Source organism: Streptomyces sp. NPDC002476 (assembly GCF_042889785.1).
GTDB lineage: Bacteria > Actinomycetota > Actinomycetes > Streptomycetales > Streptomycetaceae > Streptomyces.
Genome location: NZ_JBIARH010000004.1, coordinates 103,592 through 120,149, shown reverse-complemented (window position 1 = coordinate 120,149; position 16,558 = coordinate 103,592). Strand labels below are relative to the sequence as shown.

At 68.8% G+C, this 16,558-nt stretch carries 11 protein-coding genes; 3 read left to right on the top strand and 8 right to left on the bottom strand.

Translation table 11 applies throughout. The features are described 5' to 3' along the window. Nucleotides 1-113: 113 nt before the first annotated feature. The 5 genes from ACFYXM_RS06315 to ACFYXM_RS06295 all read right to left on the bottom strand — a co-directional run bounded on the left by ACFYXM_RS06315 (nucleotide 114) and on the right by ACFYXM_RS06295 (nucleotide 8,302). On the bottom strand, nucleotides 114-1,061 hold the full coding sequence (locus ACFYXM_RS06315) for a hypothetical protein (protein WP_389287370.1): 948 nt from the start codon (nucleotides 1,059-1,061) through the stop codon (nucleotides 114-116). Further along, nucleotides 1,058-1,762 carry an RNA polymerase sigma factor SigM gene (sigM, locus tag ACFYXM_RS06310; protein ID WP_389287368.1) on the bottom strand — a complete coding sequence of 235 codons (705 nt, stop codon included), beginning with the start codon at nucleotides 1,760-1,762 and terminating at the stop codon, nucleotides 1,058-1,060. The genes ACFYXM_RS06315 and sigM overlap by 4 nt, the downstream gene beginning before the upstream one ends. A gap of 165 nt (nucleotides 1,763-1,927) precedes the next feature. Next, nucleotides 1,928-3,640, bottom strand: a complete 1,713-nt coding sequence (locus ACFYXM_RS06305; RefSeq protein WP_389287366.1) for a serine/threonine protein kinase — start codon at nucleotides 3,638-3,640, stop codon at nucleotides 1,928-1,930. Nucleotides 3,641-3,765: 125 nt separating this feature from the next. Further along, nucleotides 3,766-5,925 (bottom strand): murein biosynthesis integral membrane protein MurJ, encoded by a 2,160-nt coding sequence (gene murJ / locus ACFYXM_RS06300; protein ID WP_389287364.1) that lies wholly within the window; start codon nucleotides 5,923-5,925, stop codon nucleotides 3,766-3,768. A 49-nt stretch (nucleotides 5,926-5,974) separates the two neighbouring features. Continuing rightward, entirely contained in the window at nucleotides 5,975-8,302 is a 2,328-nt protein-coding gene (locus ACFYXM_RS06295; RefSeq protein WP_389287362.1) for a DUF6049 family protein, read from the bottom strand. Nucleotides 8,303-8,485: 183 nt separating this feature from the next. Between ACFYXM_RS06295 and ACFYXM_RS06290 the strand changes: the two genes are divergently transcribed. Then, on the top strand, nucleotides 8,486-9,928 hold the full coding sequence (locus ACFYXM_RS06290) for a CCA tRNA nucleotidyltransferase (protein ID WP_389287360.1): 1,443 nt from the start codon (nucleotides 8,486-8,488) through the stop codon (nucleotides 9,926-9,928). Nucleotides 9,929-10,062: 134 nt separating this feature from the next. Here the strand turns inward: ACFYXM_RS06290 and ACFYXM_RS06285 are convergent, their stop codons facing one another. The 3 genes from ACFYXM_RS06285 to ACFYXM_RS06275 all read right to left on the bottom strand — a co-directional run bounded on the left by ACFYXM_RS06285 (nucleotide 10,063) and on the right by ACFYXM_RS06275 (nucleotide 13,319). Then, nucleotides 10,063-11,343, bottom strand: a complete 1,281-nt coding sequence (locus ACFYXM_RS06285) for an MFS transporter (RefSeq protein ID WP_389287358.1) — start codon at nucleotides 11,341-11,343, stop codon at nucleotides 10,063-10,065. 124 nt (nucleotides 11,344-11,467) lie between these two features. Continuing rightward, nucleotides 11,468-12,550 (bottom strand): inositol-3-phosphate synthase, encoded by a 1,083-nt coding sequence (locus ACFYXM_RS06280; protein ID WP_389287356.1) that lies wholly within the window; start codon nucleotides 12,548-12,550, stop codon nucleotides 11,468-11,470. 61 nt (nucleotides 12,551-12,611) lie between these two features. Then, on the bottom strand, nucleotides 12,612-13,319 hold the full coding sequence (locus ACFYXM_RS06275) for a helix-turn-helix transcriptional regulator (RefSeq protein WP_351525716.1): 708 nt from the start codon (nucleotides 13,317-13,319) through the stop codon (nucleotides 12,612-12,614). 228 nt (nucleotides 13,320-13,547) lie between these two features. On the opposite strand from ACFYXM_RS06275, the gene ACFYXM_RS06270 reads away from it, so the two are divergent. Beyond that, nucleotides 13,548-13,703 carry a hypothetical protein gene (locus tag ACFYXM_RS06270; protein WP_389287354.1) on the top strand — a complete coding sequence of 52 codons (156 nt, stop codon included), beginning with the start codon at nucleotides 13,548-13,550 and terminating at the stop codon, nucleotides 13,701-13,703. Nucleotides 13,704-13,710: 7 nt separating this feature from the next. After that, nucleotides 13,711-16,422: a transglycosylase domain-containing protein gene (locus ACFYXM_RS06265; protein ID WP_389287352.1), complete on the top strand. Its 2,712-nt coding sequence runs from the start codon at nucleotides 13,711-13,713 to the stop codon at nucleotides 16,420-16,422. Nucleotides 16,423-16,558 lie beyond the last annotated feature (136 nt).

Below are 16,558 nucleotides of genomic sequence, written 5' to 3'. Positions count from 1 at the left end.
CAGACTGCCTACTGTCCACGCCTACTGGGGTCGGTTCAACGACTCTCACCCCACCCAACGGATCCTACGGGGGATGCATTCCCATCGTGGCGGGGCCGCGTCGGACGCCGTTCTCAAGGGCGTGTGTAGGTGTGGGTGAGCAGCAGTTTCCCCTTGGTGGCGCCCTTGTCCCGGGTGCAGGCCGCGTCGACGACGTATGCCTGGACGCGGGTCGGTTCGGAGCGGTGAGGGAGGACGACGAGGAAGGCGTCCGTGCCTTCGTGGGTGCCCGCTTCCATGGCGAGGGCCGGGGTGTCACGGCCGATGGCCTGCTGGATGCAGGCCGGTATGGAGATGGCCGACGTGCGCAGGGGCGTTTGAGGTGCCTCAGATGCGGATGGGGCGTTCCCGGGCGGTGACTCCGCCATGACGGATGGCGGCTGTTTCTCGGCGTCGACGCCGTCCGGGGCCGATGGCCTCCTGTCGGCGTGCCGCAGAAGCATGCGCACACGTTCTTCGAGGGTGGATTCCGAGAAGGTCGATGTCTCACTGCGTGTGGAGTCGGAGCTGCGGTTCGCCGACTTGGTCGCTGTGGCGTCCTGGGACGTCTGGTCGTTCTGCAGCAGGAGGATGCCCAGCCCGATGACGGCCGCGCCGAGAGCGGCACCGAGCACGGTCGAGCGGCGCCGGTGCCGGGTGGAGCGACGTCCGGGGCCGGTGGCGGTCCCGGGGTGCCCTGCGGGGCGGTCCTGGGCAGAGTTCTCCCTGTCGGGTCTCGTCGCCGCAGCTGGCCCTGTTTCACGTGAAACATGTGCCGAGGGATCGGAGACCGTGGTGTCGAAGGCTGCGGCGGCGAGTGCGGCATCGATACGGTCCGCGACATCGTCGGGCATGCGCTGTGCAGCAGGTACGGTGCCGAGCAGTTCACGGATCTCGATGAGCGAGGCATGGACGTCGTCACAGAGCTCGCACTCGTCCATGTGCGCGCGCACTTCGTCCGTGCGTGCCGACGGGAGAAGCCCCTCCGTGAGGTCGGAGATCTCCGCGACATCCGGGTGGCCGCTTGTGTCGGTCGATGTCATGCCTGTCCACCTCCGCCCTTCGCCGCGGCAGAATCGCTTGTGCCCGTGTCTCTCGGTCCCGATGCGGGTGGGACGGATGCACGTAGCGTTCGGTTCCTTTCCGGGGCGGGCTCGGTCGCTCCCACGCCTTCATCGCGCAGGTGCGTGAGCAGGGGAGCGAGTCGTGCCCTGCCGCGGGCACAGCGACTCTTCACCGTGCCGGTGGGCACGTCGAGGATGCGTGCGGCCTCGGCCACCGGATATCCCTGCATGTCCACGAGGACGAGCGCCGCACGCTGCTCGGTCGGGAGCGTGGAGAGCGCGGCCAGGAGTTCGCGGTGCAGGTCCTGCCGTTCCGCCGGTGCCTCTGCGGACTCGTGTGGATCGAGGAGCCGCTCGAACCGCTTCGTGTCGTCGACCGGCGAGGTCTTGCGGGTGGCAGCCTTGCGTACCCGGTCGAGGCAGGCATTGACGGTGATGCGATGCAGCCAGGTGGTGACGGCGGACTGACCACGGAAGGAGTGCGCGGCACGGAAGGCGGAGACAAGGGCGTCCTGGACGGCGTCGGCCGCTTCCTCGCGGTCACCGAGGGTGCGCAGCGCCACGGCCCACAGCCGGTCCCGATGGCGGCGTACCAGCTCACCGAAGGCGTCGGGGTCACCGGCCACATGGCGAGCGAGGAGGTCCGAGTCGCCGAGTGGTTCAGACGGCTCCGCGGCCACCTGCACCTCCCTCTTTTCCGCGTCGAGATCCGTCTGTCTACCACGACTTGAGGGAACAGGGGCAGAGGGCGGACCGAGAAGAAGGCGTCGAGGTGTGGTGACCTGTCCGACCAGGACGGTGGTACGGAACGGGCCGATGGACTTGCCGCCCACCGGCCCATTCCGTCAGCCGAGGACCGAGATCTCCGAGATGCCGCCCCGGTAGCCGTCGGATGTGCCGTCCGACGGCAGTTCCGCGATGCGGACCAGGACGAAGCGGGATCGCACCGGCTTGTCCAGGGTCTGCTTCAGCTCGCTCCCCACGCTTTCGAGCTTCGTGAGGTGCTGGGGGAAGTCCGCAAGGGACGACGGGGCGGTGGCGTCCGGGGCGGCCGCGAGCACCTCGGCCTTCTGCCCGCCCCGGAACATCTCGATCTTGACACCTCTGATGTTCTGCACGCTGCCGAGGTCGACGACTATGCCGCTGCCGTCCCTGCGGTTGGTGTAGTTGCCGAAGTTCGCGTAGCCCACGTACCGAGGAGTGATCCAGGCAGTCCCGGTATTGCCGTCGGCCGCCTTATGAGCGTCGTTCTGGCTTATCCCCGAACCACTGGGCATGAACTCCGAGGCGCTGTCGATCCGCAGCGGCTTGGACGGGGCCGGAGCCTTGTTGTCGGGGCTGGGAGTGGTCTGCGTGGTGTTGGTACCCGAGTTGTTTTCCTGGTCGAGGAACTTCTCCGCCAGCTGCCAGCTGCCGAGTCCCAGTGCGGCGATGAGCAGGGCGGAGACCGCCCACTTCAGGGCCTTGCCGGCGCGGCTCTGCAGCGGGGCCGGCGGCACGGGGACGGGCGTGGTGGTGGCGACACCGGGGCCGGTCGGCGGCCGTCGGTAGGTGCCCTGCTGGTAGGTGGTGCGCTGGTACTCCGGGGGCGCGGTGAAGACCGGCTCCGGCGGCCGGATGCGAGGCATCGCGGACACGGCCTTGGCCAGCTCGTCCGGGGTGGTGCACGGCTGTTCCTGCCGGGAGGCCGTGGCTCCGTCATTGACCAGGGCGCGCATGGCGAGCTCGGAGAGACCGCGGTGCACCCCGGCCCGCACCTGGTCGGGGGCGATCAGGCCCACGCCCTTGGGCAGCCCGGACAGGCCGTAGGCATCGGTCTCGTACGGCCAGCGATGGGTCAGCGCGGCGTAGAGCAGGGCTCCGATCGCCTCCGTGTCCGCCCGCTGAGGCCCGTCGGAGGTGATGCCCCGCAGGGCCGCGTTCACCGCGAGGCCACGGATCCGGTACTGGCCGGTCGAGCTTCGCAGCACCGCCCCCGGTGTCAGCCTCAGATGGGCGAGACCCTCACGGTGGGCCGCAGCCATGGCCTGGGAGACCTGGCTGACGAGCTGGTACGCATCGTGCGCCTCCATCGGTCCGGCCGCCAGCAGGGAGGTCAGCTCGGTGGCGTCCGGCAGCCACTCGTGGACGACGTAGACGAGGTCGTCCTCCTCCACGGCGTCGAGCACCTGCACGAAACGCGGGTCGCCGAGCAGCGCGGCGGACCGGGCCGCCGCCAGCACGGAGCGCGCGCGGGGATGGTCGGCGGGAAGGACATGGACCCCCACCGCTCGGCGCAACTTCTCGTCGACAGCGCGCCAGCTGCTGAATCCGTCCAGACGGGTGACGCACTCCTCGAGCCGGTAGCGTCTGGCGAGTTTGTGTCCGCTGTGCAGATCGGGGGTCGGCAGGGAGGACTCGGAACGGCTGATCCTGCCGTCCGTGTCCTGCGACTTCGTGTCCGTCGAGTCCTGCGCTTCTGCCGTCCCGTCGGCCGTGGCCTCGTCCGCCTTGGCGGCCAGCAGTTCCTCACCGCTGTTGTCGGCCACGTCGACGGCAGCCGTGCTACGTTCCGCCACCGTCGTTCCTGCCTCCCCATCCGTTGCGCGATGCCAGCCAGCTCTGCACAGTCATGCCAATTGTGCCCACACTCCGGCGCTATGCACGACACGCCAGAGGCGGCGATGGTTGTGCACCAGGGTTCTCAGCGCCCGAGCCGCCCACGAACCATGCCGACCAGGCCGTTGATCTCCTCGATCCGCATCCGCTTGCCCGCGGCGACGAAGACGCCCAGCAGCACGGCCCCACCCAGGACCAGCGCGACGAGCGAACCGAGTGCGCCCTCGCCGAGGCCCATGAGAATGGCGAAGCCGACCCCGCCGCCGAGCACCGACGCCGGCACGGCGGCCAGGCACAGACGGGCGTAGGTGCGCACGACGCGCGCACCGTCCAGATCGCCGCCCAGCCGGTTGCGCAGCCGCCGCCAGGCGACGCCCACACCGACGGCGTAGGCGAGCCCGTACGAGGCCGCCATGCCGACCACGGCCCACTGGGCGGGCAGGACCACGTAGCACAGCGCCGAGGCTGCGGCGTTGACCGCGGCGACGATGACCGTGTTGTAGAAGGGTGTGCGGGTGTCCTCGTAGGCGTAGAAGCCACGCAGTACCACGTACTGCACGGAGTACGGGATGAGGCCGAGGCCGAACGCCATGAGGATGAAGCCCATGGAACGGGCGGCCTCGGTGCCGGCGGAGGAGTACAGCAGGGTGCACATCGGCAGACCGAGCGCGAGGAACAGGAACGCGACCGGCACGATGGCGACCGCCGAGTTCCGCAGCCCGTGGGAGATGTCGTCACGGACGGCGCCCGGGTCGTCGTCGTGGGCGGCGCGGGAGATGCGGGGCAGCAGGGCGGCCATGACCGACACGGTGATGATCGCCTGCGGCATGCCCCAGATCAGCTGGGCGTTGGAGTACGCGAGGAAGCCGGTGCCGTCCTTGCCGGACAGCTTGCCCGCCGAGGTCGCGAGCTGGGTCACGACGATCACGCCCGCCTGGTTGGCCAGGACGAACAGGACGGTCCACTTGGCCAGCCTGACCGTCTTGCCGAGGCCGTGCCCCCGCCAGTCGAAGCGCGGACGGAAGCGGAACCCGGCCTCGCGCAGATACGGGACCATGGCCAGGGCCTGGACGACCAGGCCGAGCAGCGTGCCGATGCCCAGGAGCCGGACGCCCTCCGGCGGGATCGTCTGGACGCCCATCTGGGATTCGGCGGAGGTGCCGTAGACCCAGATGAACATGCCGAACGTGAAGATCATGACGATGTTGTTGAGGACCGGGGTCCACATCATCGCGCCGAACCGGCCGCGAGCGTTGAGGATCTGGCCCATCACGACGTGGATGCCCATGAAGAAGATCGTGGGCAGGCAGTACCGGGCGAACGTCACGGCGACGCTGTTGGCCGCCGCGTCCCGGGCGATCGTCGGCGACATCATGTGGATCAGCCACGGAGCGGCGAGGACCACGAGCGCGACGATCACACCGAGCGCGACCATCACCAGGGTCAGCAGGCGGTTGGCGTAGGCCTCGCCGCCGTCCTCGTCATCCTTCATGGAGCGGACGAGCTGCGGAACGAAGACCGAGTTCAGACCGCCGCCCACGGTGAGGATGTAGATCATCGTCGGCAGGGTGTAGGCGATGGTGTAGCTGTCGCCGAGCAGGGCCGCGCCCAGTGCGGCGGTCATCACGAGCGTGCGGACGAAACCGGTGAGCCGGGACACGAGCGTCCCGGCTGCCATCAAGGCACTCGACTTCAGCAGCCCGGAGGCCCGGCCGCCGGACTTGCGTGGTGCGGGCGCGGGGGTCGGCTCGGGTTCGGCCACGACGGGGGAAGCGCCCGCCGGTCCCTCCTGGTCGCGGTACAGATGCGCGAAGGCATCCGGCTGCTCCCGGTCCTGGGACGCTTGGCCGACGAGATCGTCCACCCCGACGAACTGGGTCGCCGCCGAGGCGTCGCCGTACGGCAGATGGCGCGATGGGCCGTCGGGCTCGGGCGGAGGCGTCTGGGCCCAGACACGCGGATCAGGAGCGTGCGGTGCCGGGGGAGGCTGCTGGTAGAGCGGCTGGGGCTGCGGATGGACGCCGGGTGGTGGCGGGGGGTGCGCGGCACGGTCGTACAACGCCTCGTCCACCGGGCCCTGGGCGGACAGATCCTGGGCTCGGTAGGGGTCGTCGTCGTAGGCGGCCTGCAGGTACGGGTCGGGCACCGGCGGACCCCCGACCGGGCCGGGCGGCACCGGGGGGCCGCCGGAGGATCCGGCTCCGCCCGTACCCCGACCGCGGTCACCGTCGTACGGCGCGTTCATCGAAACCCCACCTCATCGTCCCCGGCCGACCGGCCACGACAGACATCGCTCAACGTTCCACTTTCTCACTCGAGCCCGATGCCTCCCGACTGTCCGGACCGGTGTCCGGTGCAGGGTCACCCGGGTGCTCCGGTCCGCCGTCGCCGTTCCCGTCCGGTACGTCGCCGTTCCCGTCCGCGTCGGCGGCGTTGGCCCGCTTGCGCTGGGTGTACATCCTGATGCCGGCGAGGACGAGCAGCAGCAGCCCGCCGGCGATCACGAGCAGCACGGTCGGGGTGAGCTCCGAGACCTTCACGGTGAAGGCCATCTCCTCGCCGTACGGTGTGCCGTCCTCGGTGTAGAGCTGGGCCGTCATCTGCACCTGGCCGTTGACGTTGGCCGCGGCGTCGAACTTCACCGACTGGCTGTGGCCGCCGGAGATCCGGATCGGCTGCTCCGCCACGGCTCCGTCGTCGTTCAGCCTGAGCCGGGTCGCGTTGTCCGACTTCAGGCGGAGAACCAGGTTCTCCACGCCCTGCACCAGCCGGTTCTGCACGGTCACGGGGATCGTGGCGCTGCGGCCGGACAGGGTGACGTCCGACTTCGGGATGAGCTGAACCTCGCCGACGAGGCCCTGGAGATAGGAGCGAACGGAGTCCCGGTACTGCTGGGCCTCCAGGGGCCTGCCGCGCCACGACGCCGAAACGGACCGGTTCACCGCGTTGCCGAAGGGGGTGACCACCCGCTCGGGCTGGGTGAGGATGACCTGGAACTTGTTGAGCGAGACCTGGGTGGACTTGATGTCCTGGAACGCCTGGGTGGGCAGTTCCTGGTTGCGGAGCTTTTTCGGGTAGTGGGAGGAGCTGGGGACGGTGCTCGTGGCGTCCGCGTCCGGCTTCTCCTCGGCCGCGTCCACGAGTCCGAGGGGCTGGGTCCAGCGGTCGTCGTCGAGCGCGTGCAGGGCACTGGCCATCGACTGGGCCTGGGCGACCGTCGGCATCCGCTGCGGTGCGACGACGATGCTGCGTTCCGCGTCCGTGTCCTGGTCGGTCAGGGCGAGGGTCTGGGCGAGGAACTTCTGCACGGCGAGGGTAGAGCTGCCGGCCTTGGACATGTCGCCCTCGAACGCGGTGGAGAGCCGGGCGTCGGCGACCACCGCGGTGGTGCCGCCGCCGATCGGACGGGCCGCGGTCGGGGTGTACAACAGCCCGCCCGTCTCCTTGAGGCTGTCGCTGCGGGCGATCACGTTGTGAGCGCCGGCCGAGGTAGCGACATCGACGATCGCGGGGTCGATCGCTCCGTCGACGGGCCAGGCGAAATCCGTCGACGGTTTCACGTGGAGGATGGTCTGCACGCTCGACGCCGCCACATCCGTGGCGGTCTGCAGATGGCTGAGGGTGCCGGACACGTTCTTGCCGCGGTGGGCGATGGCCGCCAGGTCGGGGTCGGCGAACGGAAGCGCGACGACCTCGCCGTCGGACACCGCGGCCTCCAGGGCGGCGAGCCATTGCTTGGCGACGGCCTCGTTCTTCCCGGCAACGGTGGTGTCGCCGGACTTGACCTGGTAGCCCCGCGCCATCGCATCGACACTGGCGAGCAGATCCGGATCGATGACCCAGGTCACCGGCAGTTGGCTGCCCAGCGAGACCATCTGCTCGAGGCGCCCGCCGGGGGCGAGCTCGCCGGCCAGCGTGTCGTCGGCGAACACCGGGGTCTGTTCGTCGTCGGTGCCGGTCTCGGCGGTGACGTGCGCGGGCGCGATGAGCGGCCAGAGGTAGGTGATCTTCGTCCGAGAATCGCGTTCCTCCTCCTGCCACGGCAGGAAGGTGCGCTGGATCCCCAGCACCTGATCGTACTGGGCGCGGGAGGTCTGCCCCGACAACGAGACACCGATCGGATACACGCCGTCGTCGCCGAGACCCAATTTGCCGACCGGAACCGACAGCTCGAAGTCCTGGCTGATCCCGGAGGGGAGCTTCGGGAGCTTCACCGTGTACTTGCCACCGAGCGGGGCGGGATCGTTGCCCGGCACGTATCCGGAGCGCTTCGCGATGTCGTCGATCGATGTCCTGCCGGTGATCCTCTGTCCCACCCGCAGATCGACCCTCGCATCGGTGATCGTGGCCTTGCCCCTGTTCGTCACCGTGCCGACGACGGTCAGAGTGTCCCCCTTCGTCGGGGCACTGGGAGCCACGGTGTTCAAGGACACCTTCACCGTCTCGGACACGGAGGGAGCCTTGGACGGCACGTCGGCAGGCGCTGTGGGCGCGGCGGACGCGGCCGGTCCGGCCAGCAGAGCCACGAGAAGAGGGGCCCCGGCGATGGACGCGACTGTGCGCCGCAGCCACCGGCGGGCAGGAGAGGGGCCGATCCCCTGATTGTCTGCCGCCTCGGCCACGCGCCTACCCGTCCCTCGTCGTAGTCAGATGATGTCGATGGTTCTCGGTTGCTGCGTCCACGCATGGTAACGAGGTGCACGGATACCGAGTGCTGCGGAGTGCGCTACAAGATCGCAAGAGTCTCGCAGAGCGGGCCGGAACCCGGACGACCAGGCCGGTCCGGGCACGTACCCTTTTCTGTTGTGTCGAACGCCAACGAAGACAGCTCCAGCGCCCTGACCCAGGTGCAGCATCGCGCAGTCAGTGAACTGCTGCGGGTGTCACCGGTCGCCGACGACCTCGCCCGCCGCTTCCAGGATGCCGGATTCAGTCTCGCTCTGGTCGGCGGTTCGGTCCGGGACGCCCTTCTCGGCAGGCTCGGGAACGACCTCGACTTCACGACCGACGCCCGCCCCGACGCCGTACTGAAGATCGTGCGGCCGTGGGCCGACTCGGTGTGGGAGGTCGGCATCGCCTTCGGCACGGTCGGCGCCCAGAAGGACGGCTACCAGATCGAGGTCACCACCTACCGGTCGGAGGCGTACGACAGGACCTCACGCAAGCCCGAGGTTTCCTACGGCGACTCCATCGAGGACGACCTCGTCCGTCGCGACTTCACGGTCAACGCGATGGCCGTCGCGCTTCCGCAGAAGGACTTCATCGACCCCCATGGTGGGCTGGAGGACCTGGCTCAGCGGGTACTGCGCACACCTGGTACGCCTGAGGAGTCCTTCTCCGACGACCCGCTGCGGATGCTGCGTGCCGCCCGTTTCTCCGCGCAGCTGGATTTCGACGTGGCACCCGACGTGATCACGGCGATGACGGGGATGGCCAGACGCATCGAGATCGTCTCCGCCGAACGCGTCAGGGACGAGCTCAACAAGCTGCTGCTGTCCGCCAACCCCCGCAAGGGCCTGGCGCTGCTCGTCGACACGGGTCTGGCCCGGCACGTCCTGCCGGAGCTGCCCGCCCTGCGCCTGGAAAGTGACGAGCATCACCGCCACAAGGACGTCTACGAGCACTCGCTGACCGTCCTGGAGCAGGCGATCGACCTGGAACAGGACGGCCCCGACCTGGTCCTGCGGCTTGCCGCCCTCCTGCACGACATCGGCAAGCCGAGGACGAGGCGCTTCGAGAAGGACGGGCGCGTCTCGTTCCACCACCACGAGGTGGTGGGCGCCAAGATGACCCGGAAACGGATGACCGCGCTCAAGTACTCCAACGAGATGGTCAAGGACGTCTCGAAGCTCGTGGAGCTCCATCTGCGCTTTCACGGCTACGGCGACGGAGAGTGGACCGACTCCGCGGTGCGCCGGTACGTACGCGATGCGGGGCCGCTGCTGGAGCGGCTGCACAAGCTGACCCGTTCGGACTGCACCACCCGGAACAAGCGCAAGGCCGCTGCCCTGTCCCGGACCTACGACGGCCTCGAGGAGCGCATCGCGGAGTTGCAGCAGCGGGAGGAGCTGGACGCCATCCGGCCCGATCTGGACGGCAACGAGATCATGGCCATCCTGGGCATCAGCCCCGGGCCGATGGTCGGCAGGGCCTACGCCTTCCTGCTGGAGCTGCGGCTGGAGCACGGCCCGCTGGGACGCGACGCCGCGGTCGGCAAACTCAAGGAGTGGTGGGCCGCCCAGGGCTGAACGGCCGGGCTTCTGCTCGGGAGGGGCGTTTCGGGCAGCGGGAGACAAAGGTGCGGTCGCAGTCATGTTTCACGTGAAACGCGACGACAACCGACAGAGGGGTGCTGTTTCACGTGAAACAGCACCCCTTGCCTTTACCGGCCGGTTCGGGGCGCGTTGTCGGTGTGCCTCCACCGGAACAGCAGTACGGCGGTGACGGCATACAGTGTCGCCGCTCCGATCACCACGGGGGCCGACCGCCCGTCGGGTGGCAGCAGCGCGGCGGAGACCGCGGCGGCTCCGACGAAGGCCACGTTGAACAGCACGTCGTAGAGGGAGAAGACCCGCCCGCGGAAGGCATCGTCCACCGAGGTCTGCACCACCGTGTCCGTCGCGATCTTCGCTCCCTGAGTCACGAGCCCGAGGACGAACGCGGCAACGAGCATCGGTACGGGGAGGAACCACAACCCCAGCGCAGGTTCGAGAACTGCGGCGGCCGCCGCGCACATCGCCATCCAGCGGAACCGGCCGAGCCGCCCCACCGCCCAGGGCGTCACCACCGCCGCGGCGAAGAACCCCGCGCCCGACACGGCCACCGCCAGTCCGAGCAGGGCGAGTCCTTCGGAATCGCTGCTGGACCAGGCGTACCGACACAGCATCAGCACCATCACGGTCAGCGCGCCGTAGCAGAAGCGGATCACGGTCATGGCGGCCAGTGCCCGGGCGGCATGCCTCCGCTCCGACAGATGACGCAGCCCCTCGACGAGCCCACGAGCGGTGACGGCCATCGCCGTTCCCAGTCGGACCCGGTGCCCGTCCCGGTCCGGTCCGAGGAGCCGGGTGGCCAGACTCAGAGACGCCATGGCCGAGGCGAGATAGAGCGCGGCGGCCAGCAGTACCACCGCCGCGTCGGAGTCGGCGAATGCCAGTCGCACGACGAAGGCGAGGCCACCGCCCGCCGTGGCCGCGAGCGTGCCCGCGGTCGGTGAGAGCGAGTTGGCCAGGATCAGCCGCTCGCTGTCGACGACTCGCGGCAGCGCGGCCGAGAGCCCGGCCAGTACGAAGCGGTTGACCGCGGTGACGCAGAGCGCAGAGGTGTAGAAGAGCCATTGCGGTGCCGAGCCGAGGATCAAGAACGCGGTGCAGCAGGCGAGCGTGGCGCGCAGTACGTTGCCGTACAGAAGGACCTGGCGGCGCGGCCAGCGGTCCAGCAGGACCCCGGCAAAGGGGCCGACGAGCGAGTAGGGCAGGAGCAGGACGGCCATCGCGGAGGCGATGGCGGTCGCCGATGCCTGGTTCTCGGGGGAGAAGACGACGTATGACGCCAGCGCGACCTGGTAGACGCCGTCGGCCGACTGGGAGAGGAGCCGTACGGCGAGCAGACGACGGAAGTTCCGAAGGCGCAGGAGTACGCGGAGATCACCTACGACTGGCATGCGATCAAGGGTCACATACGTTGAGGGTCCCCGGGCGGAATGCCCGGGGACCCTCAACGGTGCGGAACGAGAGGCATGTTGCCGTTCCTCAGCAGACCGCGCCGACGCGCCGTGTCCGGCCGCGTCAGTTGGAGGCCTCGCCCCTGATGAACTTCTCGACGTTCTCGCGGGCCTCGTCGTCGAAGTACTGGACCGGCGGGGACTTCATGAAGTAGGAGGACGCCGAGAGGATCGGGCCGCCGATGCCGCGGTCCTTGGCGATCTTTGCGGCGCGGAGCGCGTCGATGATGACCCCCGCGGAGTTCGGCGAGTCCCAGACCTCGAGCTTGTACTCAAGGTTCAGCGGGACGTCGCCGAAGGCGCGGCCCTCAAGACGCACGTACGCCCACTTGCGGTCGTCCAGCCAGGCCACGTAGTCCGACGGACCGATGTGGACGTTGTTCTCGCCCAGCTCGCGGTCACGGATCTGCGAGGTGACCGCCTGCGTCTTGGAGATCTTCTTGGACTCCAGGCGCTCACGCTCGAGCATGTTCTTGAAGTCCATGTTGCCGCCGACGTTCAGCTGCATCGTGCGGTCCAGGATGACGCCCCGGTCCTCGAAGAGCTTCGCCATCACGCGGTGCGTGATGGTGGCGCCGACCTGGGACTTGATGTCGTCGCCGACGATCGGGACACCGGCCTCGGTGAACTTGTCCGCCCACTCCTTGGTGCCGGCGATGAAGACCGGGAGGGCGTTGACGAACGCGACCTTGGCGTCGATGGCGCACTGGGCGTAGAACTTCGCCGCGGCCTCGGAGCCGACCGGCAGGTAGCAGACGAGAACGTCGACCTCGCGGTCCTTGAGGATCTGGACCACGTCGACCGCGTCCTCGGACGACTCCTCGATGGTCTGGCGGTAGTACTTGCCCAGGCCGTCGAGGGTGTGGCCGCGCTGGACGGTGACACCGGTGCTCGGCACGTCGCACAGCTTGATGGTGTTGTTCTCGCTGGCACCGATGGCGTCCGCGAGGTCGAGCCCGACCTTCTTCGCGTCGACATCGAAGGCGGCGACGAACTCGACGTCCCGCACGTGGTAGTCGCCGAACTGGACGTGCATCAGGCCGGGCACCTTGCCGGCCGGGTCGGCGTCCTTGTAGTACTCGACGCCCTGGACCAGCGAGGCGGCGCAGTTGCCCACGCCGACGATGGCTACGCGAACCGAACCCATTCCGGTTGCTCCCTGTGTGTAATGGTTGTTCCCGATGAGGCCCCGCGGATCTGCGGGGACCTCACTGTGAGGTGTCGTCGGACGGATCCGGCCGGGTGTCACCCCGGTGCCGGGGCAGGCCGTCCGGCTCTCCTGCGGTGTCCTGCTGAGCGTCGCCCCCGGGCGAGGATCGTCGCTGATCCCGTCCCGACCGCTCGCTCTCGATGAGCTCGTTCAGCCAGCGCACTTCGCGCTCCACGGACTCCATGCCGTGTCGCTGCAGCTCAAGCGTGTAGTCGTCGAGGCGCTCACGCGTGCGGGCCAGAGAGGCGCGCATCTTCTCCAGACGCTCCTCCAGCCGGCTGCGCCGTCCTTCCAGCACCCGCATCCGCACCTCGCGCTCCGTCTGCCCGAAGAAGGCGAAGCGGGCCGCGAAGTGCTCGTCCTCCCAGGAGTCGGGGCCGGTGTGCGAGAGCAGTTCCTCGAAGTGCTCCTTACCTTCCGCCGTGAGTCGGTAGACGATCTTGGCCCGGCGCCCGGCCAACGAGGAGGCGGGGGCGACCGGACGCCCGACCGAGGGCGGGAGATCGGCCGGGGCGCCCCCCGGCTCCTCGATCAACCAGCCGTTGGCGACCAGCGTCTTGAGGCAGGGATAGAGCGTGCCGTAGCTGAAGGCGCGGAAGATCCCCAACGAGGTGTTGAGACGTTTGCGCAGCTCGTACCCATGCATGGGGGATTCGCGGAGCAGACCGAGAACGGCGAATTCGAGGATGCCCGAGCGCCTGCTCATCTTCGCCTCCTTCTGCTTCCCCGGTGCTCCTGCGGAGCCCCTGTGCCGGGTCGATGTACCGAGCTGATGTATCGACTCGATACATCACGACGATAGATCGACCGTTGCGTCGCGACAAGGGTGGGCATGGTGAACGGCGTCACATCGCGAATTCGTAGGAACCGACTTGCGTTGTTTGAGGTGAAGTTCGGTCCTAGGAGGGTTTTGACCGTGCGTAGTCTGTGCGGCATGCAGACCACCGGTGACCGCGAGACGCCCGCGCGCGTCCGTCATGACGGCCCAGCCGGACGCACGATGGACGAGCTCGTCGCCGGGCTGGTCCGTAAGTCGGGGGACCGGATCTCAACTGCCGCTTCCAGGCGTTCTCGCCTGCCCGAGGAGTAGTCGTTCCATGAGCGAGCACCGTCGCAAACCGCCGCAACCGCAGGGCGGGGGGCGTGCAGCGACCAGACGAGCCGCCCAGCAGTCCTCCGGACGCCGAGCAGCTCCGTCACGCGGAGTGACGTCGGAGTCATCTTCCGATGCGCACGACGGAGACAGCCCGTACGGCGGCCGTGCCGCGGCCAGACGAGCCGCCCAGCGCGGCGGAGGCCGTGGGGGCGGTGGCGGGGGGCGTCGTCGCGGGACCGGTGGGAACGGCGGGCATGAGGGGCCGGGCCGGGGGCGTGGCCGGGCCGATCGGCGTCCGGTGAAGAAGCGGTTCATCGACTACCCGCGCGCCGGGAAGTCCGGGGTGGTCCGCTGGCTGCCCTCGTGGAAGCTGGCGTCCGGACTCTGTCTCGGCTTCTTCGGCCTGCTCATGGGGGTCGGCGGCATCGCCTACGCGGCGGTCGGCCTGCCCACCGTGAAGGATGCCGCGAAGGCGCAGAACAACGTCTATTTCTGGGACGACGGCACCCAGATGGTCGCCACGGGCGGCGAGGTCAACCGTCAGGAGATCAGCTACGAGCAGATCCCCGAGGCCATGCGGAACGCGGTCATCTCGGCCGAGAACAAGTCGTTCGACGACGACTGGGGCATCGACCCCAAGGGCATTGCCCGGGCCCTGTTCAACATGGCCACCGGCGGCGAGGTCCAGGGTGGTTCGACGATCACCCAGCAGTACGTGAAGAACTCGCGCCTGTCCCAGGAACAGACCCTGAGCCGGAAGTTCGAAGAGCTCTTCATCACGCTCAAGGTCGCCAACACGATGAACAAGAAGGATGTCATCACCGACTACCTCAATGTCTCCTACTACGGGCGGGGTGCATCGGGGATCCAGGCGGCGGCCCGGACGTACTACGGCAAGGACGCCACGGAACTCGACCCGAGCGAGTGCGCGTTCCTCGCCACGCTGCTCAAGGGCGCGACCTACTACGACCCGGCCGGTGCCACCGAGATCGACGAGCGGGCGACCAAGAAGGACAACACCAGACGGGCCATCGAGCGCTGGAAGTGGATCCTCGACGAGGAGGTGAAGGACGGGCGCCTGTCGGCGGCGGAACGTGCCAAGTACACAGAATTCCCGATGCCCGACCCGCCGCGGAAGAACGCCCAGCTGGGCGGTCAGGTCGGCTACCTGGTCGACCTGGCCAAGAACTACTTCCTCAACAACAACAAGGACGGCGTCACGGCGGAGATGCTCGCCCAGGGTGGCTACGAGATCCACACCACCTTCAACCGAAAGCAGGTCGAGCAGCTCGAAGCAGCCGTCCAGAAGGTCTACAAGAGCAAGATCAAGCCGGACCAGCGCCCCAAGACGGACACCCACGTCCAGTTCGGCGGCGGGTCGGTGGAGCCCGGGACCGGTGCCATCAAGGCGATCTACGGCGGTCAGGACGCGACCAAGCACTACACCAACAACGCCGACCCCACGGGTGCGCAGGTCGGTTCGACCTTCAAGCCGTTCGTGCTGGCGGCGGCGATGGAGTACGGCAAGCGCGATCCCTCGCTCGGTGAGGACCAAGGTCTGTCGGATCGCCAGAAGGTCTCCCCGCTGAGCATCTACAACGCCGATCACAACCTGAAGATCAAGAAGTACGACGGCCAGATCTGGACCGACGAGGACGGCAAGCAGTGGCTGCAGGCCAACGACGGCGAGGAGTCGCGGGGCAACATCACCCTCCGCGAGGCGATGCAGTGGTCCGCCAACTCCCCGTACGTGCAGCTCGGCATGGACGTCGGCACCGACAAGGTGAAGGAAATCGCCATCGCCGCCGGGCTCAAGGATGACCGCAACATGGCCGACTGGCACGTGCCGTCGTTCTCCATCGGCACGTCCTCGCCCAGCGCGATCCGCATGGCCGGCGCGTACGCGACCTTCGCGGCCAGCGGCCAGCAGCGCGAGCCCTTCTCCGTGACCGAGGTGAAGTACCGGGGCGAGACCATCTACCGGCACGAGGACGCGCCCAAGCGCGCATTCGACAACGCGATCGCCGACAACGTCACCGACGTCCTGAAGAACGTCGTCGAGCACGGGACCGGTACCCCCGCGAAGCTTCCCGGCCGTGACGTGGCGGGCAAGACGGGTACGACGGACGGCAACAAGTCGGCCTGGTTCGTCGGCTACACCCCGCAGCTGTCGACGGCCATCAGCATGTACCGGCTGGACGACGACGAGAACAACAAGAACCGCAAGTTCGAGGAGATGTACGGCACGGGCGGCGAGAAGTCGATCCACGGTGCCTCGTTCCCGGCCCAGATCTGGCACGACTACATGGCGGAGGCGATGCGCGGCAAGCCTGTCAAGCCCTTCCCGGAGCCGACGCCGATCGGCGAGAAGGTCTACGGCGGTGGTGCGCAGAGCCCGATCCCGACGCCCACGGCCGAGACGACGCCCACGCAGGAGGAAGAGCCCTCCGAGGAGGCCACGGCGACCATGTCCCCGCTGCCCGGTGCCACCGAGACCTGCAGCGCATGGGACCGGAACTGCCAGAACAACAACGGCGGAGCCAACAACGGTGGCCCGAACGGCGGAAACGGCGGCGGTCCCAACACCAGCCCGCCGATGACCGAACCGCCGGGCGACGACAGCGGCGGCAACGGCAACGGCAACGGGAACGGGAACGGGAACGGGAACGGGAACGGAGGGCCCGGCGGCTGGCTCGGCGGTCCGGCCGGATGACGCCCGCCTGATCGACCGGACCGTCCCACGAGGGGGGGGGGGGGGGGCCCCGGGGGGGGGGGGGGCGCGGGCGGGGGGGGGGGCGCGCCGCGGGGGGGGGGGGGGGGGGGGCCCCCGGCGGGCCGGGCGCGCGGCC

Excerpts from the sequence above, each read along its gene's own strand:
- ACFYXM_RS06315 (WP_389287370.1), bottom strand. The coding sequence starts at position 1,061 with ATGACATCGACCGACACAAGCGGCCACCCGGATGTCGCGGAGATCTCC.
- murJ (WP_389287364.1), bottom strand. The coding sequence starts at position 5,925 with ATGAACGCGCCGTACGACGGTGACCGCGGTCGGGGTACGGGCGGAGCC.
- ACFYXM_RS06285 (WP_389287358.1), bottom strand. The coding sequence starts at position 11,343 with ATGCCAGTCGTAGGTGATCTCCGCGTACTCCTGCGCCTTCGGAACTTC.
- ACFYXM_RS06280 (WP_389287356.1), bottom strand. The coding sequence starts at position 12,550 with ATGGGTTCGGTTCGCGTAGCCATCGTCGGCGTGGGCAACTGCGCCGCC.
- ACFYXM_RS06275 (WP_351525716.1), bottom strand. The coding sequence starts at position 13,319 with ATGAGCAGGCGCTCGGGCATCCTCGAATTCGCCGTTCTCGGTCTGCTC.
- ACFYXM_RS06270 (WP_389287354.1), top strand. The coding sequence starts at position 13,548 with ATGCAGACCACCGGTGACCGCGAGACGCCCGCGCGCGTCCGTCATGAC.
- ACFYXM_RS06265 (WP_389287352.1), top strand. The coding sequence starts at position 13,711 with ATGAGCGAGCACCGTCGCAAACCGCCGCAACCGCAGGGCGGGGGGCGT.